This is a genomic window from Brachybacterium vulturis, from assembly GCF_002407185.1.
GTDB lineage: Bacteria > Actinomycetota > Actinomycetes > Actinomycetales > Dermabacteraceae > Brachybacterium > Brachybacterium vulturis.
In genome coordinates, this window is sequence record NZ_CP023563.1 from 627,981 (window position 1) to 654,262 (window position 26,282).

At 69.6% G+C, this 26,282-nt stretch carries 18 protein-coding genes; 10 read left to right on the forward strand and 8 right to left on the reverse strand.

Annotated features, from left to right (window positions below; genetic code table 11):
- Positions 1-14 precede the first annotated feature (14 nt).
- Both dnaN and dnaA read right to left on the reverse strand, forming a co-directional pair.
- Positions 15-1,139, reverse strand: coding sequence for a DNA polymerase III subunit beta (gene dnaN, locus CFK38_RS02800; protein ID WP_096801706.1), 1,125 nt, complete (start codon positions 1,137-1,139; stop codon positions 15-17).
- A 631-nt stretch (positions 1,140-1,770) separates the two neighbouring features.
- Positions 1,771-3,468, reverse strand: coding sequence for a chromosomal replication initiator protein DnaA (dnaA, locus tag CFK38_RS02805; RefSeq protein ID WP_096801707.1), 1,698 nt, complete (start codon positions 3,466-3,468; stop codon positions 1,771-1,773).
- 412 nt (positions 3,469-3,880) lie between these two features.
- Here dnaA and rpmH point away from each other — a divergent pair, with 412 nt between their 5' ends.
- The 8 genes from rpmH (at position 3,881) to CFK38_RS02845 (ending at position 10,321) form a co-directional block, all read left to right on the forward strand.
- A complete protein-coding gene (gene rpmH / locus CFK38_RS02810; protein ID WP_096801708.1) occupies positions 3,881-4,018 on the forward strand; it encodes a 50S ribosomal protein L34 in 138 nt (45 codons plus the stop codon).
- Positions 4,019-4,048: 30 nt separating this feature from the next.
- Positions 4,049-4,417, forward strand: a complete 369-nt coding sequence (gene rnpA, locus CFK38_RS02815) for a ribonuclease P protein component (RefSeq protein WP_096801709.1) — start codon at positions 4,049-4,051, stop codon at positions 4,415-4,417.
- Positions 4,414-4,719: a membrane protein insertion efficiency factor YidD gene (gene yidD, locus CFK38_RS02820; RefSeq protein WP_096801710.1), complete on the forward strand. Its 306-nt coding sequence runs from the start codon at positions 4,414-4,416 to the stop codon at positions 4,717-4,719. Before rnpA ends, yidD begins: the two co-directional genes overlap by 4 nt.
- An 85-nt stretch (positions 4,720-4,804) precedes the next feature.
- Complete coding sequence (yidC, locus tag CFK38_RS02825; RefSeq protein ID WP_096801711.1) at positions 4,805-5,911, forward strand: membrane protein insertase YidC; 1,107 nt, start codon at positions 4,805-4,807, stop codon at positions 5,909-5,911.
- A gap of 68 nt (positions 5,912-5,979) precedes the next feature.
- Positions 5,980-6,747 carry a Jag family protein gene (locus CFK38_RS02830; protein WP_096801712.1) on the forward strand — a complete coding sequence of 256 codons (768 nt, stop codon included), beginning with the start codon at positions 5,980-5,982 and terminating at the stop codon, positions 6,745-6,747.
- 8 nt (positions 6,748-6,755) lie between these two features.
- Positions 6,756-7,430, forward strand: a complete 675-nt coding sequence (gene rsmG, locus CFK38_RS02835; protein ID WP_096801713.1) for a 16S rRNA (guanine(527)-N(7))-methyltransferase RsmG — start codon at positions 6,756-6,758, stop codon at positions 7,428-7,430.
- A gap of 34 nt (positions 7,431-7,464) precedes the next feature.
- Positions 7,465-8,346, forward strand: coding sequence for a ParA family protein (locus CFK38_RS02840; protein ID WP_096804187.1), 882 nt, complete (start codon positions 7,465-7,467; stop codon positions 8,344-8,346).
- Between the two features lie 88 nt (positions 8,347-8,434).
- Positions 8,435-10,321, forward strand: coding sequence for a ParB/RepB/Spo0J family partition protein (locus tag CFK38_RS02845; protein WP_096801714.1), 1,887 nt, complete (start codon positions 8,435-8,437; stop codon positions 10,319-10,321).
- A 2,574-nt stretch (positions 10,322-12,895) separates the two neighbouring features.
- Here the strand turns inward: CFK38_RS02845 and CFK38_RS02850 are convergent.
- The 6 genes from CFK38_RS02850 to CFK38_RS02875 all read right to left on the reverse strand — a co-directional run bounded on the left by CFK38_RS02850 (position 12,896) and on the right by CFK38_RS02875 (position 21,818).
- A complete protein-coding gene (locus CFK38_RS02850) occupies positions 12,896-13,339 on the reverse strand; it encodes a hypothetical protein (protein ID WP_096801715.1) in 444 nt (147 codons plus the stop codon).
- Positions 13,336-14,397, reverse strand: coding sequence for a thioredoxin-disulfide reductase (gene trxB, locus CFK38_RS02855; RefSeq protein ID WP_096801716.1), 1,062 nt, complete (start codon positions 14,395-14,397; stop codon positions 13,336-13,338). Before trxB ends, CFK38_RS02850 begins: the two co-directional genes overlap by 4 nt.
- Before the next feature lie 97 nt (positions 14,398-14,494).
- Complete coding sequence (locus CFK38_RS02860; RefSeq protein WP_096801717.1) at positions 14,495-15,061, reverse strand: hypothetical protein; 567 nt, start codon at positions 15,059-15,061, stop codon at positions 14,495-14,497.
- The gene (locus tag CFK38_RS02865; RefSeq protein WP_096801718.1) at positions 15,058-17,667 is read right to left on the reverse strand and encodes a protein kinase family protein; all 2,610 of its coding nucleotides are present in this window, start codon (positions 17,665-17,667) and stop codon (positions 15,058-15,060) included. Before CFK38_RS02865 ends, CFK38_RS02860 begins: the two co-directional genes overlap by 4 nt.
- 54 nt (positions 17,668-17,721) lie before the next feature.
- Positions 17,722-19,461 (reverse strand): murein biosynthesis integral membrane protein MurJ, encoded by a 1,740-nt coding sequence (murJ, locus tag CFK38_RS02870; protein ID WP_096801719.1) that lies wholly within the window; start codon positions 19,459-19,461, stop codon positions 17,722-17,724.
- Entirely contained in the window at positions 19,458-21,818 is a 2,361-nt protein-coding gene (locus CFK38_RS02875) for a DUF6049 family protein (RefSeq protein ID WP_177371000.1), read from the reverse strand. Before CFK38_RS02875 ends, murJ begins: the two co-directional genes overlap by 4 nt.
- A 117-nt stretch (positions 21,819-21,935) precedes the next feature.
- On the opposite strand from CFK38_RS02875, the gene CFK38_RS02880 reads away from it, so the two are divergent.
- Both CFK38_RS02880 and CFK38_RS02885 read left to right on the forward strand, forming a co-directional pair.
- A complete protein-coding gene (locus CFK38_RS02880; RefSeq protein WP_157773324.1) occupies positions 21,936-23,423 on the forward strand; it encodes a CCA tRNA nucleotidyltransferase in 1,488 nt (495 codons plus the stop codon).
- A gap of 230 nt (positions 23,424-23,653) precedes the next feature.
- Positions 23,654-26,191 carry a transglycosylase domain-containing protein gene (locus CFK38_RS02885; RefSeq protein WP_096801720.1) on the forward strand — a complete coding sequence of 846 codons (2,538 nt, stop codon included), beginning with the start codon at positions 23,654-23,656 and terminating at the stop codon, positions 26,189-26,191.
- Positions 26,192-26,282 lie beyond the last annotated feature (91 nt).

The window sequence follows — 26,282 nt, forward strand, 5'->3', positions numbered from 1 at the left end:
GAGCTCTCCCTCCCTCAGATCCGCATCGGCATGATCAGGTACTTGTACGAGGAGTCGGGGTCGCCCTCGAGCGAGTCCTGGCCGGTCATCACCGACGGCTTGATCGAGTCGGTGAAGGTGAGGCGGGCGAAGTCGGTGCCCAGGGCGCCGAGCCCGTCGAGCAGGAATCCGGAGTTGAAGCCCACGACCAGGTCCTCGCCCGTCAGATGCGCTTCGAGGACCTCGCTGGCCTGGGCATCGTCTCCGGCGCCCGCCTCGAGGGCGACCTGTCCCTCGGTGAAGGACAGCCGGACCGGGGTGTTGCGCTCGGCGACCAGGGAGACGCGCTTGACGGCATCGATGAGGCTGGCGGTGGAGACCACGGCGGTGATCGCGGAGGTGTCCGGGAACAGGCGTCGCACCGGCGGGTACTCGCCGTCGACCAGGGTCGAGGTGGTGCGGCGACCGCCGGCCTCGAAGCCGATCAGGGTCGCCGAGTCGTCCTCGGACAGGGCGATCTCGACACTGCCGCCGGTGGCCAGCGAGCGGGCGACCTCATGCAGGGTGCGGCCGCGCACCAGGGCGGTGAGCTCCGTGCCGGGAGTGGTGGGGTTCCAGGTCAGCTCGCGCAGCGCCAGGCGGTAGCGGTCGGTGGACATCAGCGTCATGGTCTCGCCGCTGATCTCGACCTTGACACCGGTCAGCAGCGGGAGGGTGTCATCCTTCGACGCGGCGACCGTGACCTGCGAGATCGCCTCGGCGAACACGTCGGCGGCGACGGATCCCGCGACGGGAGGCATGCTCGGCAGCTGCGGGTACTCCTCGACGGGGAGAGTGGCCAGGGCGAAGCGGGCACTGCCGCAGCGGACCTGGAGCTTGGTGCCCTCCAGAGCGATGGAGACGTCCTTGTTGGGCAGGGCGCGCACGATGTCCGAGAGCATCCGGCCCTGGACCAGCACCTCGCCGGGCTGCTCGACCTCCGCCTCGAGCCGGATCTGGGCGCTGACCTCGTAATCGAAGGTCGAGAGCTGCAGCTCCCCGCCGGCTTCGGCGATGATCCGCACGCCCTGCAGGATCGGCATCGCCGGCCTGACCGGGAGGGTGCGGGTGGCCCAGGAGACGGCGTCGCCCAGGACGCCGCGATCGAGGTGGAACTTCACCGTTGCCACTCCTTCGCAGTGGTCGAATGACAGAACAGGGGTGACCGCACCGCCCAGCGGCGTGGTCGAACGGTGCACAGCGTATCGGTTCCCGGCAGCTGCCGCCGACACACCGAGGACGGAACTTGACTTCCTCCCCTCGCCGGCACTGCTCGACTCACCTGCGCAGCCCGCGAACCGTCACGGGGCCGAGGATCTGAGCCCCTCCTGGTCGAGGAATCCTGTCGTTCCCCGGCACCTGGATGACATGTTCTGCGAGCGCTCCCGCACCGCGATCCCGTCCACACCACCGCCGAGCAAGTACTGACAGTCCTCATCATCACGGCTGTGGATTCCGTGGACAAGTGCCATCACCGCAGGTCGTACGGATCACGGTCACCGTGGACGAAGCGGGGAGGACTCTCGCAGCCCCGTGGGCGGACTGTGCACGACGAGGCCGAGGAGGGCGATTCCTGTCATTCGCCCGTGCACATCGACTCCTGCGTGGATGGCTGTGATTCCACAGTGTCCACAGAGTTATCCACAATTGGGGAGAACTCTGCTCTGACCAGCATTGTTCTTCACAGTGACAAGAACTGACCGGAATCGGGGACGGCAGTGCGGTGCAGCGTCCGGCCGCAGCCGGCGACCCTCACTGCCGGGTCGCGGAGCTCGAGCTCTTGATCCGTGCTGTGAGCTCGGTGACCTGGTTGAAGATCGCCCGTCGTTCCTTCATCAGCTCACTGATCTTCTTGTTGGCGTGCATCACGGTGGTGTGATCGCGGCCGCCGAACTCGTCGCCGATCCTGATCAGCGGCATGTCCGTGAGCTCGCGGCAGAGGTACATGCCGATCTGTCGGGCCGAGACCAGTCGCCGCGAGCGGCCGGTGCCCACGATCTCCTCGACGGAGAGGCCGAAGTAGGTCGCGGTCTGGGCGATGATCGTCGAGGCGGTGATCTGGGCGCCGTCGTCGTGGGAGAGCAGATCCTTCAGCACGCTCTCGGCGAGGGTGACGTCCATGGGCTGGCGCGACAGGGAGTGCAGAGCCTGCACGCGGATCAGCGCGCCCTCGAGCTCACGGATGTTGGTGGCGATGTGCGAGGCGATGTACTCGAGCACGTCATGGGGGACCTCGCCGGTGTTCTCCTGGGCGACCTTCTTGCGCAGGATCGCGATGCGGGTCTCGAGGTCCGGCGGCTGCACGTCGGTCATCAGCCCCATCTCGAAGCGCGAGCGCATGCGGTCCTCGAAACCGCCCAGCTCCTTGGGGGGCAGGTCGGAGGTGATCACGATCTGCTTGTCCGAGTTGTAGAGCGTGTTGAAGGTGTGGAAGAACGCCTCCATCGTCTCCGGCGCCCGCTGCAGGAACTGGATGTCATCGATCAGCAGGATGTCGATGTCCCGGTAGCGGCGCTGGAACTCCTGCGCCTTGCCGAACTGACCGGACTGCACCGAGTTGATGAACTCGTTGGTGAACTCCTCGGAGTTCACGTACCGCACCACCACGTCGGGGTAGAGGCTCTGGGCATAGTGGCCCACCGCGTGCAGCAGGTGCGTCTTGCCCAGGCCGGAGCCGCCATAGATGAACAGCGGGTTGTAGGCCTTCGCAGGAGTCTCCGAGACCGCCGAGGCGGCAGCCTGGGCGAAACGGTTCGAGGACCCGATCACGAAGGTGTCGAAGGTGTACTTGCTGTTCAAGCGGGAATCTTCGACGATCGTGCCCTCTGCGACGCTGCTGCGTCGCCGCGGTGCGGGACCGGGGGACGGTGCCGAGGACCCGGTCAGGGCAGAGAGGCCGGCGTAGGCGCTGGGGTCGTCAGCGGCACGACCGCGGTAGTTGCGATGGGTGGCGAAGCGCTCCGCTCCGGGGGCGGCGCCCGGGGAGCCGGCGGAGGTGCTCCGGGGCAGCGCGGCCCGTCCCAGCTCACCGCTCGAGGGGAGGACCGAGCCCTCGTCCCGCCGGAACGGCGCGGTGTGGACATCCTGGGGGACTCTGTCCACAGAGTTGTCCACAGAATGTGCACTGTCCTGGGTGGAGGAGGTCAGCGGGGGTGGGGGCGCTGGATCGGCGGAGTCCCCCTCGAGCAGCAGCGACTCGTCGACCGTGACCGCGAAGCGGATGTCTCGTCCCGTGGCCTCGGTCAGGGCCGCCTTCAGGGAGCTCGCGATCCGGTGCTCGAAGAGCTCCTTCGCGGAGGTGGAAGGGGCTGCGACCAGCGCAGTGTCCGCCACGACCGCCATCAGGCGGGAGAGGGTGAGCAGGGCGATGACCCGCTGTGACACGGTGTCGTCACGGCGCAGGGTCTGGAGCGTGCGCTCCCAGATCGCGTCGGCGTTCGCCTCGTTCATCAGGTCACTCCCTTGAGGTCGAGCGGGCGGTCGGAACAGTTTTCCACAGTAGCTTCTGTATTGTGGACCAAGCATGTGGATAACGTGGGGTGAGGCCCTCCTCTCCCCGGGGGCTCCCCTCGGTCCTCCGGTGGCGTTCCTCGCGAGACGCCGATGCGGAGTGAGAATCCGGCCACAACCGGGCCCCAGAAGCGCTGAGACGTTGACCCCGTGCACCCTGGTGCCTAAAATCGTGCAGTCAGCGCTGCGCGCCGTCCCGATACGGTTCCCGGATCCACTGTGGGCCCACTCCGGCATCGGATCGGACCTCGGCAGCCGCCCCGTCTCGGCGGGTGCGCCCGGACTTCCCGTTCGTGCAGCAGACCACAGACCACCGCGAGGGGCACATCGGTGCCCACGATCGAGGAGAACCATGAGCAAGCGCACGTTCCAGCCGAACATCCGTCGTCGCGCCAAGAAGCACGGCTTCCGCGCCCGCATGAGCACCCGCGCCGGCCGCGCCATCCTGAACGCTCGTCGTTCCAAGGGCCGCGCCGCGCTCTCCGCCTGAGGCGATCCGCGGCGTATCGGCCGTGGTGCCGTGACCTGGTCCCGCCACCGGCTCCACACCGGTGACGAGTTCCGTGCCGTCATCCGTGGCGGTGGACGCAGCGCCCGATCCCACGTGGTCGTGCACCTCACCCTGCTGACGCAGGGAGAGGAGGCACCCCGCGTGGGATTCGTCGTGTCCAAGAAGATCGGCAACGCCGTGGTGCGCAATCGGGTCACCCGCCGGCTGCGCGAGATCGTCCGACCGCACCTGGCGACCCTGCCCCCGGGATCGGCCGTCGTGCTGCGGGCGCTGCCGGGCATCGACGAGCAGCCCTTCGCCGCTCTCCGCACCGATGTCGACTCGGCCCTCGCGACCGCCGAGCGGAAGCTCGCCGCACGTTCCCCGAGCGTCCGATGAGCCCGACGGCGGCGCACGGGCTCCTCAGCGGTCTTCGTCGCCTGCCGCGCCGGCTGCTCATGCTGCCGGTGCGCGGCTATCAGCTGGGGATCTCCCCCTTCACCCCGCCCGCCTGCCGGTACGACCCGGTGTGCTCCCAGTACGGCATGGACGCCCTGCGGGTGCACGGCGCGGTGAAGGGTCTCCTGCTCACTACCGGGCGGATCCTGCGCTGCAACCCCTTCACCCAGGGGGGCTTGGATCCGGTGCCCGCCCCCGGGATGTGGAGGAATCCACGCCGACTGCGGCGCCCGGCCCCCTAGGGCCTACTCTTGTCCAAGACTCCCGACCACAGCCGACACCTCGCATGAGCGACATGCGCATCCGTGCGGCAGGAAGACCAGGCCGATGAACCCCCTGTATCCGATCGAGTGGGCCGTCGCATGGCTCATGGTGAAGTTCCATGCGCTGCTGTCCACCTTCATGAACCCGGATGCCGGTCTCACCTGGGTGCTGTCCATCGTGGGCCTCACCGTCGTGGTGCGGACCCTGATCATCCCGCTGTTCGTGCGGCAGATCCGTGCCTCGCGCGCGATGCAGATGGTCTCGCCCGAGCTGCAGGCCGTGCAGAAGAAGTACAAGGGCAAGACGGACCAGGACTCCCGCGCGAAGATGGCCGAGGAGACCATGGCGATCTACAAGGAGGCGGGCGCCAGTCCGTTCTCCTCGTGCCTGCCGATGCTGCTGCAGATGCCGATCTTCTTCGGCCTGTTCCGGGTGCTGTACAACAAGCTGCCGGATGCGGCTGCGGGCAAGCCCTTCGGCCCGCTGACCGAGCAGCTCGCCACCAGCGCCTCGGAATCCCCGTTCTTCGGCTCTGTCACCATCGCCAACAGCTTCCTGGTCTCCGGGGACGGTGGGATCACCACCAAGATCGTCGCCGGGTTCATCATCGCCTGCATGTCCGGGGTCACCTTCTTCACCCAGAAGTCCCTGACGATGAAGAACATGCCCAAGGCAGCCCTCGAGGGCCCCATGGCCAGCACTCAGAAGATGATGCTGTACATGCTCCCGTTCATCTACGTGATCACGGGTCCGGGCATGCCGATCGGTGTGCTCATCTACTGGCTCACCACCAACATCTGGACCTTCGTCCAGCAGTACATCGTCATCAGCGCGGCTCCCACCCCCGGCTCCGCCGCGGAGAAGGAGCGCCAGGCGCGCATCAACGCCAAGCGCGAGAAGAAGGGCCTGGAGCCGCTCGACTTCGCGCCGCCGAAGACGATCTCCGCCGAGCCCGAGCCGGAGGCCCAGATCCGTGTCCAGCCCTCCAGCAAGGGCAAGGGCGGCAAGAAGCTCTCCGACGAGGAGAAGCTCGAACGGGCTCGTGAGCTCCGCGCGAAGGCCACCGAGGAGCGCAGCAAGGCCCGGGAGGCCGCCGGCGAGACGCCGAACCCGCCGTCGCAGGGCGGCAGCGTCCTGAACAAGGGCGCCAAGAAGAAGCGCAAGAAGTGACCTGGCCCCCGGGAGCACAGTCGCTCCCGGGTCTCATCCCCTCATCCCAGGATTCCCCGGAGGACCGAATGAACGTCAACGACGGCACGCCTGCTTCGACCGCGGCCGAGGAGAACAGCTCGCAGCAGCCTTTCGAGACCGAGGCGGCAGAGGCCGCACCGGCCGACGGGACGACGCCGGTGCCCGCGACGGTCGGTGGCGCTGACCCCGGCACCACCCCAGCGGCCGGTGCCTCGGCCGGCGCCTCCAGCTCATCGGAGGCTCCTGCTCCGGCGGAGGAGACCGCCGCTGTGTCGGACGATCCTGCGCCGACGGCGTCGAGCGCGGCGACCGACGGCGACGACGCGGACTCCGGTGAGACCGACGAGGAGCGGCTGCGTCGCCTCGAGGAGGAGGGCGACATCGCCGCCGACTACCTCGAGGAGCTGCTGGACATCACCGACCTCGACGGGGACATGGACATCGATGTGGACGGCGACCGCGCCTCCGTGGAGATCCGCGGCGCGGACCGGCTCGCCCGCCTCAACCGGCCCAAGGGTGAGCTGCTGGACGCCCTCCAGGAGCTCGCACGGCTGGCCGTGCAGACCCGCACCGGACAGCGCTCCCGGCTGATGCTCGACATCGGCGGCTTCCGTGCGGAGCACAAGAACAGTCTCGAGGAGCTCGCCGCGACGGCGATCGCCGAGGCGAAGGAGTCCGGCGGCCCGGTGCCGATGCGCGCGATGAACCCCTTCGAGCGCAAGGTCGTCCACGACGTCGCCAAGCGTGAGGGTCTGCGTTCGGAGTCCGACGGTGACGGCAAGAACCGTCATGTCGTGATCTACCCGGCATCCTGAGGCCCCTCATGCATCCGCTTCCCGACACCCTCCGCCCGACGGCCGAGCGTCTCTTCGGCGATCGTCTCGAGCTCGCCGAGCGGTTCGCCGTGATGCTGGCCGAGCAGGGGCCCGAGCGCGGCCTGATCGGTCCGCGGGAGGTCGAACGGCTGTGGGAGCGGCACCTGATGAACTGCGCGCTGATGGTCGACGGGATCGATGCCCTGGACCACCCGGTCAGCACGCTCGCCGATGTCGGATCGGGCGCGGGCCTGCCCGGTGTGGTGATCGCGATCGCCCGGCCGCAGCTGCAGGTCACCCTGATCGAGACCATGCAGCGTCGCACCACCTGGCTCGAGGAGGTCGACGCCGAGCTGGGTCTCGGCCTCGAGGTGGTGCGGGCCCGGGCCGAGGAGCTGCACGGGCAGCGCAGCTTCGAGGTGGTGACGGCTCGGGCGGTCGCCGCGCTCGACAAGTTGGCCCGCTGGACGCTGCCCCTGGCGACCGACGGCGGTTCGCTGCTGGCCATGAAGGGCTCCTCGGCGGCGGACGAGGTGGAGAAGGCACAGAAGGTCCTGGCCCGGCTCGGAGGGGTGGATCCCACCATCTCGCGGTACGGGGAGGGCGAGGTCGAGGTTCCCACTACAGTGGTCCAAGTGCGTCGCCGTGCGAAGGCGACCAGGAAGGGAGACGCACGTGGCTGAACAGCGCGATGACTCCTCCCCGGGGCACGGCGCGATGGAAGACACCCCGCTGATGCGTGAGCTCACCCGGGATCATGCCCGCCGGAAGAAGCTCGAGGGTCTCGAGTTCCCGCGGTCGGGGGGGACCCGGATCATCACCGTCGCCAATCAGAAGGGTGGGGTCGGGAAGACCTCCACCACCGTGAACGTCGCCGCAGCGCTGTCCATGGGCGGGCTGAACGTGCTGGTGATCGATGCCGACCCGCAGGGCAACACCTCCACCGCGCTGAGCATCGAGCACCATGCCGAGGTCCCCAGCATGTATGAGGTGCTGGTCGAGTCCGCGCCGCTGTCCGAGGTGATCCAGCAGGTCCCCGAGATGACGGGGCTGTTCTGTGCACCGGCCACCATCAACCTCTCCGGGGCCGAGATCGAGCTGGTCTCGCTGGTGGCCCGCGAGAACCGACTGCGCAACGCGATCCGGGACCATCTCGAGGAGCGTGAGCAGCAGGGTCTGGAGCCCTTGGACTATGTGCTCATCGACTGCCCGCCCTCGCTCGGCCTGCTGACGGTCAACGCCCTGGTCGCCGCTCGGGAGGTGCTGATCCCGATCCAGGCCGAGTACTACGCCCTCGAGGGCCTCTCGCTGCTGCTGAACAACATCGACCTGATCCGCCAGCACCTGAACCCGGACCTGGTGGTCTCCACGATCATGCTCACGATGTACGACGCCCGGACCCGGCTGGCCGCCCAGGTGGCGCAGGATGTCCGTGATCATTTCCCGGAGCAGACCCTGGAGACCTCGATCCCGCGCTCCGTACGGATCTCCGAAGCACCGAGCTACGGCCAGACGGTGCTGACCTACGATCCGAGCTCCAGCGGGGCGCTCGCGTATCGTGCAGCAGCCCATGAACTGAACTCCCGCTCCGCACCCTGACCCCGTTCCACGGTGCCTCGACGCGACGATGCGCGCAGAGTCCGTGGACACCCCGATGGCGACGACATTTCTCGGAAGGACAACGGCCATGACGCAGAAGCGAGGACTCGGTCGAGGACTGGGTGCCCTGATCCCGGGCGCCGGCTCGACCCCTGCGCCTGAGCAGGAGCTTCGTACGCGCACGCGCCCGGCCACGAGCTCTGGTGGCGAGTCCGGGAGCACCCGTCCGGTGGACATGTTCTTCTCCGGGGAGAAGGTCTCCCGTGAGGAGGAGAGCGCCCAGCGGGAGCGGGCCGGTGCCCATGACCTGGCCACCGGGATGGCCCGCGCCGCCGCCGAGCGTCGTAGCCGTTCCGGGAACGTCACGGGGCGGCGCTCCACCGTGACCAGCACCGCCAAGTCGCCGGCGACGGCCGAGGGCACTGCGAAGCCCACCGACGACACACCTGCGACCTCCCCCGGCAGTCGGGTCGCGAAGAGCACGAGCACCGGCGGCGCGGCGAAGCGGACCTCGGCAGCGAAGACGTCAGGGAAGGCTTCGACCCTGTCGCCGTCGTCCGGGAACAGGACGGCCAAGCCCGAGAAGGCCGCCCCGCCCTCTCCCTCGACCCCCGCGAAGGCCGCCCCGCCCTCTCCCTCGACCCCCGCGAAGGCCTCGACCCCCGCCACGGCGACGAAGTCCTCCGCCGCGAAGTCCCCTGCGTCGAGGTCCTCTGCGTCGAAGTCCCCTGCGTCGAAGTCCTCCGGCTCGAAGCCGTCGACCTCCCAGGATGCCGCTCCGAGGACCGCGGACGCCGAGACGGAGGAGCAGACGACCACTGCTCCGTCGTCGGCCATGACGAGCTCGGCGCCGACCGGCGACCGCGCAGACGCGGAGAGTCCGACCGCCGACTCGGCCCCGGCCACGGGCACAGGCGAGCCGACCGAGGACAGCCCGGTCGTCGACGTCGAGAAGGTCACCCCGACCGCCCCCCGCAGCGACACGAGGGCCGACTCTCCCGCCCCTGCCCCTGCCCCGGCACAGAAGCACCGCGAGAGCGCAGCAGGGGACGCCGCGCCGGCCAGCGCAGAGCCGGAGACCGCGCGGCAGGAGCCTGCGGCGGACGACGCTCCGCAGGGCCGCGGTCTGGTCAGCGTGCCGGGTGCCGAGTTCGCGGAGATCCCGATCCACGAGGTGCGGGAGAATCCCCGCAACCCCCGCACGATGTTCGACGACGACGAGCTCGACGAGCTCGCCCACTCGTTGCGCGAGGTCGGCGTGCTCCAGCCGGTGGTCGTGCGACCGATCTCGGTCACCGCGGACGGCGAGTCCTTCGAGCTGGTCATGGGCGAGCGCCGCTGGAGGGCCGCGCGGCGTGCCGGTCTGCTCTCGATCCCCGCGATCATCCGCGAGACCAGCGACGATGATCTGCTCCGGGACGCGTTGCTGGAGAACCTGCATCGCAGTCAGCTGAACCCGCTGGAAGAGGCCAACGCCTATCAGCAGCTGCTCGACGACTTCGGATGCACGCAGGATGAGCTCGGCGACCGCATCGGTCGCTCGCGACCCCAGATCACGAACACGCTGCGCCTCCTGCGCCTGCCGGCGCTGGTCCAGCGCCGGCTCGCCAGTGGTGCGATCAGCGCTGGCCATGCTCGCGCTCTCCTCTCGCTCGATGACCCGCGGCTGATGGAGGAGCTCGCCCAGCGCATCGTGCAGGAGGGCCTGAGCGTCCGTGCCGTGGAACGTCTCGTCGCGCGCGGAGGCCAGCAGCCCGCCACCCGGACGGTGCGGCGCAGCACCTACGATCCGCATGTCGTCGATCTGACCAGTCGCCTCTCCAATCGACTGGAAGCACCGGTGCGCATCGATGTGGGGAAGCGCAAGGGACGCGTCACCCTGGAGTTCACGAATCTCGAGGATCTCGAGCGCCTTGTCGAGAACATGGGGTTGGACATCCCCCTCCCCACGGGAGACCAGACCGACGAGAGCTGATCTCGGCTCGGCTTGACAGAGGGGACCCGCTCTAGCGGGTCCCCTCTGTGCTGTCTGAGCACAACGATTCCCCTCCGACCGGAATCCACAGGGGATCGGCACCGGGACGCGCTGTCCTGACACAATCTTTACTAACGTCAGCAACAGTCTGCTGTCTGCGTACCGCCGTCGGCTCCGTGGCAAGCTGTTCCGGGAAAGACCCCTGGTCGTACCGGATTTCTCGCTTCATCCACCGATGTGCACAACCTTGTGGAAATCCGGGTCCCGGGAGCATTGTGACCACCCCCGGAGGCCAGTGGGAGATCCTCTGCTCCGCGGGCGGCAGCGTCCGACGCTTGACCCCCGCCGTCCCCACCAGGCCCGGCCTCGCCGGGTCTCGGGCTGCCACTGGCGGAATGCGGGGAAAGAGTCAGGCAGAGTTCCACGGGAAACTCTCCTCGGGCGTCACGACCACATCGACCACGCGCCGACGTTCACATAGAGGCGCAAAGCCATGCGGTACGACGAATCTTCCACTGATGTTTCTCGTGAAACGGCGTGCGGGCACTGTGCTCTGCGTCATCCGGTCGATGGATTGGCCATGCAGGCGCACCGTGCACAGAAGGAAGCGGGAACGAGATGGTGAGGTGCGGGTCCCCGTTTGGCGACCGAACGCTCGCGTGCGCCTCCCATTGGAACCGCGTCGTCGTGTTTCCCGTGGAACTGTATGGCTGGCGAATGCCGGGTGCTCCCGTGTCTGCACCGGAACTCGACGTGTACTCCGTACTTGCGTTTCACGGGAAACCTGTTGCCGCGCGTCGATTCCATGAAGGAGCGATGTGAGGAGACCGCTCCACGGGTGCGGTGCACTGAACTGTGGCAGCGGGGCCTATCGATTGGTGTCTTCTCATGGCGGACACTGTCCGTTCCACGTGGAACGTCGGGTTCCGGCCTCGTCCGCTCTTCAGGGCATATCGAGCAGCCTTTGACGTCAGGTGATGTCAGAACCCTCTCTGCTCACGGCCACTGGGAGCAGGTGCGAGGTGGGGGCAGGGTGTCGTCAGTCCGCCCCGTACAGTTTCCCGTGAACTGAGTTCATCGCGGTCCATGGAAACATCGCGGAACTGGCGTGCGTTCCGTCATCTGTGCGTCCACCGCCTCCATGGGCGAGTCGGATCTGCATGACGCGCACTGCCACCTCGGTGCCGAGGAAGAGTGAGTTTCCCGTGAAACGTGCCCCGCACGTTCGCCCTTGTTAGATGATGACGGCACGGTTCTCAGTGGTCTGGTGCTGAACGACCGCCTCGGACCGGCCTTGGTAACGCACAATCGAGAAGCGTCTCGGGGGATGTCGTCGCTGAACGTTCCACGGGAAACGTGGGGATTCGTTTCGGCTGTCGATGATCCCTGCTGCACCGCGGGCCGCAGCACTCGCGCCTCGCTTAGGCTCCGGCATTGTGAGGACGACCGGGTCGCGTTGCTGGAGAGCACGCTCGGCGTCTCCTCCACTGCGGCAACCGCAAGTGCCGCCGTCTCGGAAAGATGTCGACAGCGCGGGATGCCTTCCACCTTCTCAGGACCGGCCCTGAGCTCGGATTCCAACATTGGGTTCCACGGGAAACGTGCGAATCGCTCCTCTCGCCCGAGAGGAGCCAGCGTGCCGTTTCCAATCGCGGTGATCGTCTGTCGTTTCACGGGAAACCCAACAGTTGGTGTGCGCGATGGTGGACACGGCCCTCCGACAGGCGTCGAGCGCTCGCTTCGATCCGCGTGGGTCCGCTTTTGTGGACGCTGTACTCGCGAGGTGCATGATCCACGTGAAACGCCGTAGTCATCATTACGGTCCCACGCACTCGCTGTCTCCTCCAGCAGGGACGCGTGGGGGCCGTCCGAGCAGGAGACGGACAGACCATACTGTTCGTCTTCAGTGATGCTTCACGTGGAACTCAGCGTCTCGTCAGCTGTGGACGACCGCTCCGGATGTCAGCTGACTCGACGCCCCGCCTCAGCCCTCGGCGCCGGCGTTTCACGGGAAACACCGAATGGCACCTGAACCAGAACACCGGACCGCCCCCTCAGAATGACTGCACCCTGGAAAGCACAAGCGGACACTGCGGAGGAATGCCACGTCCGGCAACAGGAACTCGCAATGCCATGGCTAGAGTCCCGCCGACGGCCTGTGCACACGTCGCGTCGAGAGGCGCCCAGTCGTACCACAATCTACGCGGGCGGCCTCTATGCACAGTGTGCGTAAACTTGTGGACAACCCAGTAGTTGACAGACGTCCGAAAGAAGGCCGCGCTGCAAAGAGGCAGCCGGACATACCGGGCCGCACGGCCCTCGCTCACCTCCGGTGAATGCGTCTTTGCAGGTCAGAGCCACTACCGTGGAGAGCGGCGACCACACGCTCGCGCACGGCTTGTCCACATCAGATTGTGGATAACGATGTGGATGTAGGTCGCCCATGGTGTGGACAACGGTGTGGATAGAGCTGTGGACAACCGCGTCCCGGCACGTCAGAGGCCGCAGTACCGGCTGTTCAGAGAGCGAGTCGAGGCGCGTCGAAACCCGCCGCCCCGAGTTCACTGCCGAGCCTCAGTGGCCGGGACCGAACTCCGCGTCGATCACATGTTTTGGCTGGGCTCCTGTGCGGCGATGCTCGAGGTGCCACGGCCCGGCGAGAGTCACCTCGAGCCCGGTGAGATCCGTGCCCGTGAGCGCCCCGAGGATCAGTTCCTCCGAGACGCCGGCTGCGGACGGCCCGGTGCCCGGGAGGAGCTTCAGCCAGGTGGGCAGCACCTCCACCGACCAGTCCTCCAGGAACTGCTCGGACGGATCCTCGACCAGCAGCACCTGCACCGCGGAACCCCAGCGACGGCCGAGCTCCCGCAGCACGGTCGGAGCCGGCCGTGACGGTCCCGCCCATGGTGCGCTGACCACCATCACCACCGGGACGGGGGCCGCGGAGCCCTGCCCCGCGGCAGGAGCTCCGTCCCGGTCCTCCTGCGGTCCGCTCCCCGCAGGGAGGTCGGTGCTCACTGGGCGACGGTGTGCGCCACGGCGTCCTCGACGTCGATGCCGGCGGCGGTGTCCGCCAGCCAGCGCTCCGCATCCAGGGCGGCCTGGCAGCCGGTGCCGGCGGCGGTGATCGCCTGGCGGTAGGTGTGGTCGACGACATCGCCGGCGGCGAAGACGCCGGGCACGGAGGTATGGGTGGAACGGCCGGTGCAGACGATGTATCCCTCGTCGTCCAGCTCGAGCTTCCCGCGCAGCAGGTCGGTGCGCGGGAGGTGGCCGATCGCCTCGAAGACCGCGTTCGTGGGCAGCACCCGCTCCTGACCGGTGACCGTGTCGCGGAGGGTCACGGACTCGACCTTGTCGGCACCGTTGATGCTGACGACCTCGCTGTTCCACACGAAGCTCAGCTTCGGGTCCGCCTCGGCGCGCCGCGCCATGATCTTGGAGGCGCGCAGCGCGTCACGGCGGTGGACGAGAGTGACGGACTTGCCGAATCGGGTCAGGAACGTGGCCTCCTCGACCGCGCTGTCCCCGCCGCCGACCACCACGATCTCCTGGTCCTTGAAGAAGAATCCGTCGCAGGTCGCGCACCAGCTCACGCCCTTGCCGGAGAGCGTCTCCTCGCCGTCGATCCCCAGCTTTCGGTAGGCGGAGCCGGTGGTGATGATCAGGGACTTCGCCTGGTAGACGGTGCCGTCGTCGAGCGTGACCCGCTTGACCTCTCCCGCCAGCTGGAGATCCACCGCATCCTCGTAGATGACCTCGGCACCGAAGCGCTCGGCCTGCTCCTGCAGGTTCGTCATCAGCTCAGGGCCCTGGATCCCCTCGGGGAAGCCGGGGAAGTTCTCCACATCCGTGGTGGTCATCAGGGCACCACCGGCGTCGAGCGCGCCGGCGATCACGATCGGCTTCATGTCGGCCCGCGCGGTGTAGATGGCTGCGGTGTATCCGGCCGGGCCGGAGCCGACGATCACGACCTCGTGGATCGTGTCGTCCTGCGGGGTGTTCGCGACCGGGGCGGGCTGTGCGACCGGGGCGGGGCCGCCGAGGATGTTAAGAGCCTGGATGGGCTGCGACATGGTGGGTGTCCTTCCGTGGAGAGGTCGGGCGGTCTGCGGGAGGACCGCCTTCAAGTATGGAGCAGGTCGCTCTCGGCGGCCGGCGGGTGGAACGAGGTCAGAGGGAGCCGATCATCACGTCCCCGGACCAGAGCCGGTTCTGCTGCGGTGTGAGGTCGTCGTCGGTGGACCCGCAGGTGGGAAGCACGACGGTCGCCGAGACGATGCCGCCGTTGGCACGCAGCGTCTCCCGATCCAACGGCCCGTGCACCAGCAGCCAGCCTGCTGTCTGCTCGCCGCCCCATGCGACCTCCTCCATGATCAGGATCGAATCCGGGATCCCCTGCTCCTGGAGGCAGGTCGCCGCGTCGAAGCTCGTCATCGGCTGGATCGTGCCGGAGTCGATCAGGCGCTGCACCTCGGTGCCGAGGGTCGTCTCGGTGACAACGGGAACGCCGACGGAAACCTTCCCGGTCCCGCCCAGCGAGTCGGCAGCGGTCGAACCGGCGCGGACGTGGCTGGCGGTGGTCTGCTCGAGCGCGGCCGCCAGCTGGACTCCCATCAGCGCGGAGGCGATCAGCGCGAGGAGCACCACGGGCACAGGGATGCCGAGGACGGAGCCGAAGCGCGATCCACGTCCCTTCCCGGGCGGCGAGGAGGGACGGTCGGACGACCGCACGCTCATTCGACCTGGATCTCCGCGATACGTGCCCGGAAGCGGCCGTCCTCGGAACTGTCCGGCGGCAGCTCCGGGATCCACAGCATGACCGCGTCCGTCTCCATCTCCTCCGGTGCCTCCAGGCGGACCTCGCCGTCGGCGACGAACTCACCGGTGGCCAGCACCTCCCCGGGGGACCCGTCCTCGTTCACCGCACGCAGCTCGATGGCGCCGCCGTTGTTCAGCGCCGTGGCGACGGTGACGGCGGTGAAGGTCGAGGGCTCGGCGAAGTGCAGTCGGATCCCCACCCCCTCCATGAGGCCGCCGTAGTCGGGGCTGGCGTAGTGCTGGGTGGACCAGTAGGTGGAGGTGTCGCCGTCGGTGAGCCGCTCCTGCTGATCGGTGTGGTCCGGCTCCTCGCCGTCCGGCAGGGCGAGCAGCTCGACGCTGTCGATCTGGGGAGCGGGCAGCGCCTCCTCTGTCTCCTCCGCGGTGGGCTCGACCGGGGCCTCTTCGGTCTCCTCCTCGGTGGGCGCGGCCGTCGTCGCCGCCGGGGAGGTGGCCAGGGGATCCGCGAGGATGTCGCGGATATCGCTGGTGATCGTGGTCAGTGCGATGACCAGCGCGATCATCACCACGATGGCGCCGCCGATGATGATCCACTGCGACTGCAGCGAGCGCTTCTCCCGGTCCCGAGGGCCCATCGCGTAGGTCTCGGGGGCGTCGGTGTTCACCGCGACCCCGACCACGTCCCGCAGCAGGGAGCTGCGCTGGAACGGCACGGTGCTCTCCTCGGGCTCCTCGAGCACCGAGCGGTCGCGCCCGTGGATCACGATCGGGCCGTCTTCGCGCACAGGAGCCACCGGGTGCGTGCGCCCGGTGACCGCGACCGGAGCGGTCGCAGCGGCATCCTCGCTGTGGGCGACGGGATTCGACGGCGTCGGGGCGGATCCGTCCGGGGTCGTCGACGCGGGGGTGGACGCCTGGCCACGGTTCTGCGGCACCCCTTCCGGCGCCCCCTGGGTGACGGATGCGGGGGCCAGCGGTGCATCTCCGGCATCGGTGCCGACGAGCGGCCAATGGGACCCGGCGGTGCGGGAGGGGATGTCGGGTGTCCGCTCGGCCACCTCCCAGGAGGCCGCTGCGCCTGTCGCGGTGCATGCCGCTGCAGCTCCGACGGCGCCGCCGGAGGCCTGAGCACCGCTTTCGGTGTCCGGATCGCCCTCCGTCGCCGGCTCCGGAGGAGCAGTGATCTCCAGCTGCCCCGGGAAAGGACTGGTGTTCCGCTTCTGATCGAGGTGGAGGTCCTCGACGAGAGCCCTCGCCGCTGCCGAGTCGTGCTGCGTGTCGTCGGCCCGGTCCGGTGCGGTCGGCTGCGCGTCCGCCGCCTCCGCGGGCGTGCTGGGCTCGTCGCTCCCGGTGCGGCCGACGGCGGAGGCGGCGAGGGCGGCGGCTCCTGCCGTTCCCACCGCTCCCGCTGCGGTGGCCGCGGCAGGGCTGAGATCCGTGTCCTGGTCCGGCGCGGGCTCCTGATCCGGTGCGGGGTCCTGGCCAGGAGTGGATTCCTCATCCGGCACGGCGGCCATCAGCGCCGTGCTCTCCAGCTCGTCGTCCGAGGCACCGTCCGCCTGGGTGCTCGTCGGTTCGGTGCCCGTCGCCCCCGGGACGTCGGCCGATGGGGTGGACTCCGCCTCTGACTCGCCGTCGGCCGCAGCACCCGCGACCGCAGCACCGGCGGCTGCGCCTGCGACGGCTGTGCCTGCGGCGGTGTCTCCGTCGGCCGCCGGAGCGCCGGCCTCGGATGGTGACTCCGCGGAGCGTGCATACGCCTCGAGGGTCACCGGGATGGACTGCCACGGCTGCAGCGCCTCGATCAGCCCACGGGTGGTCTCGGGGATCTCGTCGGCCGACTCGTTGAGCACCAGGTCGCACAGCAGATCCAGGTCCTCCGGGATCGCGGTGTCCACGATCGTGGAGGGACGGGGCACGGTGCCGGTGGCGTCGTGCCGTGGGCTGCGACCCGTCAGCGCCCGGTACAGCAGCGCGACCAGGGCGGCGGTGTCCTGGAACGACGCCACTTCCCGGGAGCGGTCCAGGCCCGGATGCGCGGCCGCCTCCACCCCGATGCCGAGGAGGACCACAGCACCGGACCGGGTGTCGACGAAGACGCGATTGGAGTCCAGGAACTGGTGGCGCACCCCGCGCCGGCGGGCGGCCTCCAGACCGGTCGCGGCCTCCCCGATGATCGCGCGGGCGGTCTCGGGGTGCAGCGGCCCCTCGGCCAGCAGTGCGGCGAGCGGCGGGGCGGGCGGCAGCGAGTACTCGACGACCGTCGTCGGGCCGTCCGTCGAACCCGCTGCGGGCCGGTCCGACCTGGTGTCCCGCGGATCGTCGAACACGACGATGTCCTTCACCGCGAGCAGGTGCGGATCCTCGACCAGGTAGGCGCGACGCACGGCGTCGGCGGCCTCCAGAGCGGCCTCGCCCCGCACGACGAACAGCACCACGCCCTCCCCGGTGGAGATCGAGCGTGCACGATGCCACACGGCACCGTCGGCGACGCCCGACAGAGGGACGCGTCCCTCCAGCGTCCACCGGGAGCGCAGTGCGTCCGGTTGTGGGTTCGTGTTCACGGACCGTCCTTCTCGTCGTCCGGCGGGAGATGCCCGTCGCGTGCATCGACCATGCTACGAGGTCACCCTCGTGGTGCGGCGGGTCAGCCCATCCAGCTTGCGCCGTGTCATCCCCACCAGCCGCCGCACCTCGGAGACCTGCAGCAGGTACGCGACCACGGTGAACACCACGGTCATCACCCCGGCGATGAGCGCACCGAGCAGCACCGCCAGCGCGCGATGGCTCCACAGCAGATCCTCCGCCAGGAGCACCAGACCGGTGCCCGCGGCCCAGCTGACCAGCGCGGAGGCCGCCAGCCGCCCGAACAGCGACAGCCCGGCGCGGGTGCTCGGCGGCTGTGTGCCGTGCCGGGCGGCATGGCGGCGCAGCAGGCCCATGCCCACCAGCCACGCCACCGCACTGCCCAGGCTCATGGCGCCGGCGGCGGAGGCCGCCGCGTACTTCGGATCGACCAGCGCCAGGATGAGCGGGACGGAGAGCACCGTGAGCGCCGCGATCGGGATCTGTGCCATGAACGGGGTGCGGGCGTCCTCGTACGCGAAGAACACCCGCTTGATCAGGTACAGCGAGGCGAAGGGCACCAGGCCGAGCATGTAGGCGACCAGCACGGTGCCGTTGGCCCGGGCCGCGGTCTCGCCGGTGCCGCCGCCGATGACCCACATGATCGGGCCCGACAGGGCGATGAACACGGCCGTGCACAGCATCATCGGCACAGCCAGCATCCGGTTGGTCTGGCTGTAGCGCTCCAGAGCGCCGCCGTGGTCGGCGTCGGCCGCACTGCGCGAGATGGAGGGGAACGCGGCGGTGACCAGGGTGACCGCGATGATCCCCTGCGGGATCATGAACGCCAGGTAGGCCCATTCCATGGTGAGCAGCGCCGGATACTGCGCCGCGAGGTCCGGCCGGTCCTGGAGCTGCTCCGTCATCCGGACCGCCCCGCCGGTCGCCCAGCGCGACGCCCAGATGCCGAGCTGGCCGAGCCCCAGCATCGCCAGCGACCACAGCCCGATCCGGCTGAGCTTGCCCAGCCCCAGCCCGCGCAGTCCCCACCTCGGCCGCAGCCGCAGGTCCAGCTTCTTCACGTACCAGAACAGGAACAGCACCTGGGCGGCGGAGCCGCCCACGTTGATCGCGGCGATCGCCACGATCATCGTCATCGTCCACTGGCCGGGATCGCCGACGGTGCCCCACAGTCCCAGGAACAGGGCGGCACCGAAGATGCCCACGAGGTTGTTGACCACCGGAGCCCACTGGTACGGGCCGAAGGAGTCATGGGCGTTCAGCAGCTGCCCGCACATGACATAGAGCGCCGAGAAGAAGATCTGCGGCATCATCCAGTAGCCCATCTGCACCGCGAGCGCGTAGGTCGCGGTGGGCAGCAGGCCGCTGGTGAGCGTCAGCAGCAGCGGCACCGCGACCAGGCACACTGCGGTGATCCCGAGGGACACCGCAGCCACCAGGGTCATCAGGCGCGAGACGTAGTCGCTGCCGCGGTCCGGTCGTTTCACGGCGCGCACGATCGCGGGCACCAGGATCGCGTTCAGGGTGCCGCCGCCCACCAGCAGCCAGATGGTGTTGGGCAGCGTGTTCGCCGCGCTGAAGGCGTTCGCCGCGGCGGACATCGAACCGCCGAGGATCGCGCCGAACAGGAAGTTCCGCACGAAGCCGAGCAGCCGCGAGATCATCGATCCCGCCGCCATCACCACGCTCGCCCGCAGCAGCGCAGTGCTGCTGGAGGGGATGCCGTGACGACGGTGACGAGGGACGTGATGGACCCGGCGGGCAGTGCTCATGAACGGTCCTCCTCGGTCGGTGCGGATGCGGGGTCGGGAGCGGAGTCCGCAGCAGGAGCCCGATCCGGGGTGGTCCGACCGGAACGGGCCAGCTCCTCGGGATCCTCCGGGCCGGCGAAGCCCGGCGCCCGGGTGGCGGCCCCGGTGCGACGGGCGCGGGCGACTCCGACCACCACCAGCAGACCCATCGCGATGACCAGCAGCAGCGTGGTCCAGTTCTCCCACGACGGGTTGACCGTCAGAGGCACCCGCACCGGAGCGGTCAGCGGTCGGCCATCGGTGGTGGTGACCACGGTGGTGAGGGTGACGGAGCCGTTCGCGATCGCCTCGACATCGACCGCGGCATCGAACTGGCCCCGCGCGGGGACCTCGACCACCGTCGGCCCCCCGACCTGCACCAGGGGCTTGTCGGAGGTGACCTCGATCCGCACCGTGATCGGGGTGTCCAGACCGTTGCTGATCGTGATCGGGACGCTCACCGCATCCGAGATGACGTTGTAACCGGAGGCGGGCACCACCTGGATGCGGTCCTGCAGCGCGGCGGAGAGGGCGGAGGCCTCCTGGGCGCGGGTCGCCGGGATCTCGGGCTCACCGCGCCAGCGGATCGAGGTGCCGGCGAGGATCTCCCGGCGCGGTGCGTCCAGCGGTGCATCGTCCTCCATCGCGGCGGCGAGCGTGTCCACCTCGGTCCAGGCGTCCTGGAGCTCGGTGAGGGCCGCGGGGTCCAGCAGCTGCGGATCCTCGGCCCTGGCCAGGTGCTCCCAGCTCCCGATCTCGGTGGGCCCGCTGGGATGGACTCCGGCGGGATCGATCCGGCCCAGTGCGTACAGCTCACCGCTCTCGCTGCGCGGATTCCCGGTCCACTCCTGCTGGTCGGCGGCATCCAGCAAGGTGCTCGTGCTGCCGCTGACGATCCAGGGCGCCTCCTCCATCGCGTCGAGGGCGGCGCCGGCCGCGGCCGGGTCCAGCACCGCATCGGTCGAGGGGGAGATCAGCAGGTGGCGCGGCGCCAGGGTGTACTCGGAGGCGATCGTCGCGGTCTCCGCGAGCAGGCGCTGCCGGACCTGCTCCGTGTCGGAGCCGCCGGTGAGCAGGGAGAACTCGGAGGAGAGCTCCGGATCCGGGGCCAGCAGCGTGAGCTCGCCCCCCTCCTCGCGGGTGGAGGGGTACACCCCGACGGAGCTGGGGGTCACGGAGGAGGCCGGGTCACGACGCAAGGAGCTCGACGGCGCGATCGCAGTGGTGCCGCCGGCGGCGAGCACCGCGTCGAGGGCGTCCGCGTCGGCGTGGGCGCCGTCGATCCGCAGCGCCGAGCCGTGCGGTGCGATGCCGGAGTCCTCCCATGCCCGGTCGCCGTGCTCGCGGACCACGTCCGCGAGCTGCTCGGTGCCGGCGGCCCGCAGGCTGACCACGTCGGACCGGGCGTAGGGCATGGACAGCACGGTGCGCTCGTCGGCGGCGTCCTCGAGGAGCGTCGCGAGCTCGGCGGAGCGCGGCGCGGGGGCGTACTCGGGGATCGTCGCCGAGTCCTCCGCCTCCGTGGGGGGCGCGGTCGTGCTCTCCCCGTCGGCGTCCACCGGCATCCTCGGCGGATCCAGCAGGGCCGGGTCCAACCACCAGTCCACGCCCTCGCGCTGGGCGAGCTCGCGCACCGAGGCCAGGCGACCCGAGTCGAGCGAGGCCTCGAAGCCTTCCGGGTCCCTCACCATGGCAGAGGCATCCTCCGCGGCCATCGGCAGCAGCACGGACTGCGTGATCCTGTCCTCCGCCTCCAGGGGGCGCCACACCACGAAGGTGCGCAGCGTGGCTAGCGGATCCTCCTCGGCGGCGACGGTGAGCGCGAGGCGGCGGGTCCCCCAGTAGTACGGCGCCTCGGAGTAGCCGAGCGCCGCGGCGTCGACCTGCACCGTGAGGACGGTCGACTCCCCGGGGTCGAGCTGATCGTGGGCGCCGGAGCTCGCGATCGCCTCGCCGACGGGCTGTGCGGAGGTGTCGGACTGCCACGTCGACAGCACCTCACGGTCCGTGACCCGGGCGGTGCGGGTGCGCAGCTCGAGGGTGAGGGCGGGCAGCGGCTCGGAGGAGGTGTTGGTCACGTCGACCTGTGCTTCGAGGGTGCCGCCGGGGGCCAGCGAGGTGGGGGTGAGGGAGACGAGATCCATGCTCACCGGCGAGTCCTCGGCCGCGGGCGAGGGCGCGGACGGGACGCGGGGAGCGAGGTCCGTGAGGGTCCCGGCCGCGGCATGAGCAGCAGGAAGCAGGGTCGCCGGGCCGCTCACCAGCGCTGATGAGGTGAGGAGCAGGACCGTCAGCAGCGCCGCGAGCATCGGGCGCACGGACGGCGGGGACGACGGCATGATGACACTGTAAGCGGCCGTTACCGTAGGGAGCCTGCAGGTGCACGAGACCTCTTCAAGGCAGTGACGCAGCGCAGGTCCCCGCTCTCCGCGCCCCGACCCAGGACAGGACCCCCCGTGACCGATCCCGTCGACGAGACTGCCGGCACCGCCCCGCGTCTCGACACCGCCCGCCGCCGCGCGGCCTCGATGTTCCAGGCCCTGCCCCAGGAGATCCATGTGCTGGGGCGAATGTTCGAGGCGGCCGGGCACGAGCTCGCCCTCGTCGGCGGGCCGGTGCGGGACGCGGTGCTGGGCCGTTCGAGCGCCGATCTCGACTTCACCACGTCCGCCCGCCCCGAGCAGACCGAGGAGATCCTGCGGGAGTGGACCCATGACGGCGCGATCTGGGACATGGGTCGCGACTTCGGGACCCTCGGGGGTGTGCGCGACGGCGTGAAGGTCGAGATCACCACCTATCGCACCGAGTCGTACGACCCCACCAGCCGCAAGCCGCAGGTCGAGTTCGGCGACACCCTGGCCGGCGACCTCTCGCGGCGGGACTTCACCGTCAACGCGATGGCGGTGCGCCTGCCGTCGCTCGAGCTGGTGGACCCCTTCGACGGCCTCGCCGACCTGTCCCGCACCCTGCTGCGCACACCCGTCGGCCCCGAGCAGTCCTTCACCGACGACCCGCTGCGGATGATGCGTGCGGTGCGCTTCGTCGCCCAGCTCGGCTTCCGCATCGAGGACGCCACGGCCGACGCGATCGAGGCGCTCGCCGAGCGGATCACCATCGTCTCCGCGGAGCGGGTGCGGGAGGAGCTGGTCAAGCTGATGCTCGGCGCCCATCCGCGCGGCGGGCTCGAGCTGCTCACCGAGCTGGGCCTGGCCGCGCATGTGCTGCCGGAGCTGCCCGCGCTGCAGCTCGAGATCGACGAGCACCACCACCACAAGGACGTCTACCAGCACACCCTCACCGTGCTGGACCAGGCGATCGATCTGGAGAGCCCGGCCGGCTCGACCGGCCCCTGCGAGGCTCCCGACCTGGTGCTGCGCCTGGCCGCGCTCCTGCACGACATCGGCAAGCCCGCCACCCGCCGCTTCGAGGAGGGCGGAGTGGTCACCTTCCGCTTCCACGAGACCGTGGGGGCGAAGATGGCCGCGAGGCGGATGAAGGCCCTGACCTTCGACAAGGACACCACCAAGAAGGTGGCCCGCCTGGTCGAGCTGCATCTGCGCTTCCACGGCTACGTCGACTCGCCGTGGTCCGACTCCGCGGTGCGCCGCTACGTCACCGACGCCGGGGATCTGCTGCCGCACCTGCACCGTCTCACCCGGGCCGACGTCACCACCCGCAACCGGCGCAAGGCCCGCACCCTCGCCCGCGCCTACGACGAGCTCGAGGCCCGCATCGATCAGCTCGCCGAGCAGGAGGAGATCGGAAGGATCCGTCCCGACCTGGACGGCAACCGGATCATGGAGATCCTCGACCTTCCGCCCGGTCGGATGGTCGGCGAGGCGTACAAGCACCTGCTCGAGCTCCGGATGGAGCACGGCCCGCTCGGCGAGGAGCGGGCGATCGAGGAGCTCCGCACCTGGTGGGCGTCCCGCGAGGACTCCTGATCCGCGCGGGCTCGGTCGGAGGCTCCGCATCCCGTGGGGTGTGGAGGTCGTGTGAGGGCCCGGCCGCACCGATGTGAGCGGCACCGCACCGGACGTGCACACCCTGTGTGCTTCGCCGCCGGGTCGTTCCGTCCGGCGTGCTGTCGTGGTCATACTGAATGGCTGGGTGCGCAAGAGAACGATCGCGGCGCCCGCACATGCCCGTGCCCCCCGAAGGACCAGGAGCAGCCATGAGCGACTCTCGACGCTCGTCCCGCGGCTCGTCGGATCGATCGCGCCGATCGACGAAGCCGACGACCGGTGGTGCCCGCCGCGCCGCCGGAGTGCGTCGCACCTCGACGCCCACGTCCTCCGCTCCCAAGTCCCGCGGCACGGCCTCCGCCCCCAAGGGCACCAGTCGTACCGGCCGCCGGACGGCGGCCACCGGTGCCGCCGGCGCTCCGAAGCCGCCCACCTCGCGCACCTCGGTCACGGCCCGGCACGCCGGGGTCGCCTCGGCCGCCGCCGCGCCGAAGGGCCGCGCGAAGAAGGCCGCCGCCACCAACTTCCTGAACTACCCGCGCGCCGGGGCGAAGAACCCCTGGCGCTGGATCCCCTCGCTGCGGCTGATCGTCGGCGCGATGGCGCTGATGGTGCTGGCCGGTCTCGGTTTCGCCGTCTGGCTGTACAACGACACCGAGGTGCCCGAACCCTCCGACTTCGCCCTCGCCCAGACCTCCCGCGTCTACTACGCCGACGGCGAGACCGAGATGGGGCAGTTCAGCGAGATCAACCGCACCGAGCTGCCGGCCGACGAGATCCCCGACAACATCAAGCAGGCGGTGGTGGCCAGCGAGGATGCGAGCTTCTACGAGAACCGCGGGGTCTCCCCGCGCGGCATCGTGCGCGCGCTGGTCAACAACCTCGCCGGCGGCGATCGGCAGGGCGGCTCGACGATCACCATGCAGTACGTCGAGCGCTACTACACGGGCACCGAGACCTCCTACGTGGGCAAGGCCAAGGAAGCGATCATGGCCTTGAAGATCGACCAGGAGCTGCCGAAGGACGAGATCCTCTCCCGCTATCTCAACACCATCTACTTCGGGCGCGGCGCGTACGGCGTCCAGGAGGCCTCGCAGGCCTACTTCGGCAAGGACGCCTCCGAGCTCACCGACGCCGAGGCGGCCCTGCTGGTCGCCGTGATCCCCAGCCCCTCGACCTACGATCCTGACAACGACCTCGAGGCGGCCACGAACCTCTGGGACCGGGTGATCACCCGGCAGGTCGCGGAGGAGCAGATGACCCCGGCGGAGGCCGACGCCCTCGAGTTCCCCGAGACCATCGAGCCGAGCACCGAGAACTCCCTCGGCGGCCCCGAGGGCTACCTGCTGGTGGAGGTGCGCAAGGAGCTGATCGCGCAGGGCTTCACCGAGGAGGAGATCAACACCGGTGGTCTCAGCATCGTCTCCACGATCGATCCCGCGGTCCAGGAGAACACCGTCCAGGCCGTCGAGAACCTGCCCGATGACCGCCCGGAGAACAACCGGCTCGGCACCGTGACGCTCGACCCCGCAACCGGCGCGATCCGCGGGATGTACGGCGGTCCGGACTACGTCGGCCAGGCACGGAACGATGCCACCCAGTCCCGCATGCAGGCCGGGTCGATCTTCAAGACCTTCACCCTGATCACAGCCCTCGAGCAGGGCTTCCCGCTGGACTCGCGCTGGGACGGGAACTCCCCGAAGGAGTTCCCCGAGGTCCCCGGCGGCTGGACGGTCAACAACTACAACAACACCGACTACGGCCGGGTGTCGCTCCAGAAGGCGACCACCAGCTCGATCAACACCGCCTACGCCGAGGCGAACATCGAGGTCGGCCCCGAGAACACGATGGAGACCGCCATCCAGCTCGGACTGCCGGAGGACACCCCCGGCCTGGAGCCGGTGCCCTCCAACGTGCTGGGCTCGGCCTCGCCGACGGTCACCGAGATGGCCGAGGTCTACGCGACCATCGCCTCCGGCGGCGTGCACCACGACTCCTACATCGTCAAGTCGGTGACCCGTTCCGACGGCTCCACCCGTTACGAGCACGAGGGCGGGGACGAGAGAGTGCTGGACGAGAAGGTCGCGATCAATGCGACCGTCGCCCTCCAGGGCCCGCCGACGGAGGGCTCCGCCCGGAGCCTGCAGGGAGTCATGGACGGCCGTCCGGTCGCCGGCAAGACCGGCACCTCGGAGAGCTTCCGCTCCGCCTGGTTCGTGGGCTTCACCCCGCAGCTGGTCACGGCCGTGGGCATGTTCCAGTCCGGGGAGGACGGCTCCGAGCAGCAGCTGACCCCCTTCGGCGGAGTGCAGAGCATGACCGGCGGCCAGTTCCCCGCCGACGTCTGGGGCGACATCATGTCCACCTCCCTCGAGGGGCAGGAGATGCTCGACTTCCCCGAGGAGGTCCGGCTGGACAACGAGACCCAGGAGCGCAGCTACGTGCCGCCGCCCCCGCCGCCCACTCGGGCGCCCGAGCCGTCGGAGGAGCCCAGCGAGGAGCCGAGCGAGGAGCCCAGCGAGGAGCCGTCGGAGGAGCCGAGCGAGGAGCCCAGCGAGAAGCCGTCGGAGGAGCCCAGTGAGGAGCCGACGAAGAAGCCGACCACCGAGCCCGGCGACGGGGACGGCGAGAACACCCAGCCCACCGAGAAGCCGAAGGAACAGACGCAGGGCGGCGACGAGGAGGCCAGCGGCGGCGGCCAGGGCGATGGTCACGGGAACGGCAAGGGCGACGACGACACCGTCTGACGCGACCTCGGATCGGTCGACCTCGCCGAATGCGCGCCTGTGATGCGTCGCGCACCGGCGGTCGCTCCCTGGCCGATGGCGGATGCCGCAG

Bases quoted from the DNA above. Each gene is read 5' to 3' on its own strand.
- CFK38_RS02830 (WP_096801712.1), top strand. From the start codon at position 5,980: ATGAACGTCAACGACGGCACGCCTGCTTCGACCGCGGCCGAGGAGAAC.
- dnaA (WP_096801707.1), bottom strand. From the start codon at position 3,468: ATGAACGAGGCGAACGCCGACGCGATCTGGGAGCGCACGCTCCAGACC.
- CFK38_RS02885 (WP_096801720.1), top strand. From the start codon at position 23,654: ATGAGCGACTCTCGACGCTCGTCCCGCGGCTCGTCGGATCGATCGCGC.
- CFK38_RS02845 (WP_096801714.1), top strand. From the start codon at position 8,435: ATGACGCAGAAGCGAGGACTCGGTCGAGGACTGGGTGCCCTGATCCCG.
- CFK38_RS02840 (WP_096804187.1), top strand. From the start codon at position 7,465: ATGGAAGACACCCCGCTGATGCGTGAGCTCACCCGGGATCATGCCCGC.
- CFK38_RS02875 (WP_177371000.1), bottom strand. From the start codon at position 21,818: ATGCCGTCGTCCCCGCCGTCCGTGCGCCCGATGCTCGCGGCGCTGCTG.
- yidC (WP_096801711.1), top strand. From the start codon at position 4,805: ATGAACCCCCTGTATCCGATCGAGTGGGCCGTCGCATGGCTCATGGTG.
- yidD (WP_096801710.1), top strand. From the start codon at position 4,414: ATGAGCCCGACGGCGGCGCACGGGCTCCTCAGCGGTCTTCGTCGCCTG.
- murJ (WP_096801719.1), bottom strand. From the start codon at position 19,461: ATGAGCACTGCCCGCCGGGTCCATCACGTCCCTCGTCACCGTCGTCAC.
- trxB (WP_096801716.1), bottom strand. From the start codon at position 14,397: ATGTCGCAGCCCATCCAGGCTCTTAACATCCTCGGCGGCCCCGCCCCG.
- CFK38_RS02860 (WP_096801717.1), bottom strand. From the start codon at position 15,061: ATGAGCGTGCGGTCGTCCGACCGTCCCTCCTCGCCGCCCGGGAAGGGA.
- rpmH (WP_096801708.1), top strand. From the start codon at position 3,881: ATGAGCAAGCGCACGTTCCAGCCGAACATCCGTCGTCGCGCCAAGAAG.
- rsmG (WP_096801713.1), top strand. From the start codon at position 6,756: ATGCATCCGCTTCCCGACACCCTCCGCCCGACGGCCGAGCGTCTCTTC.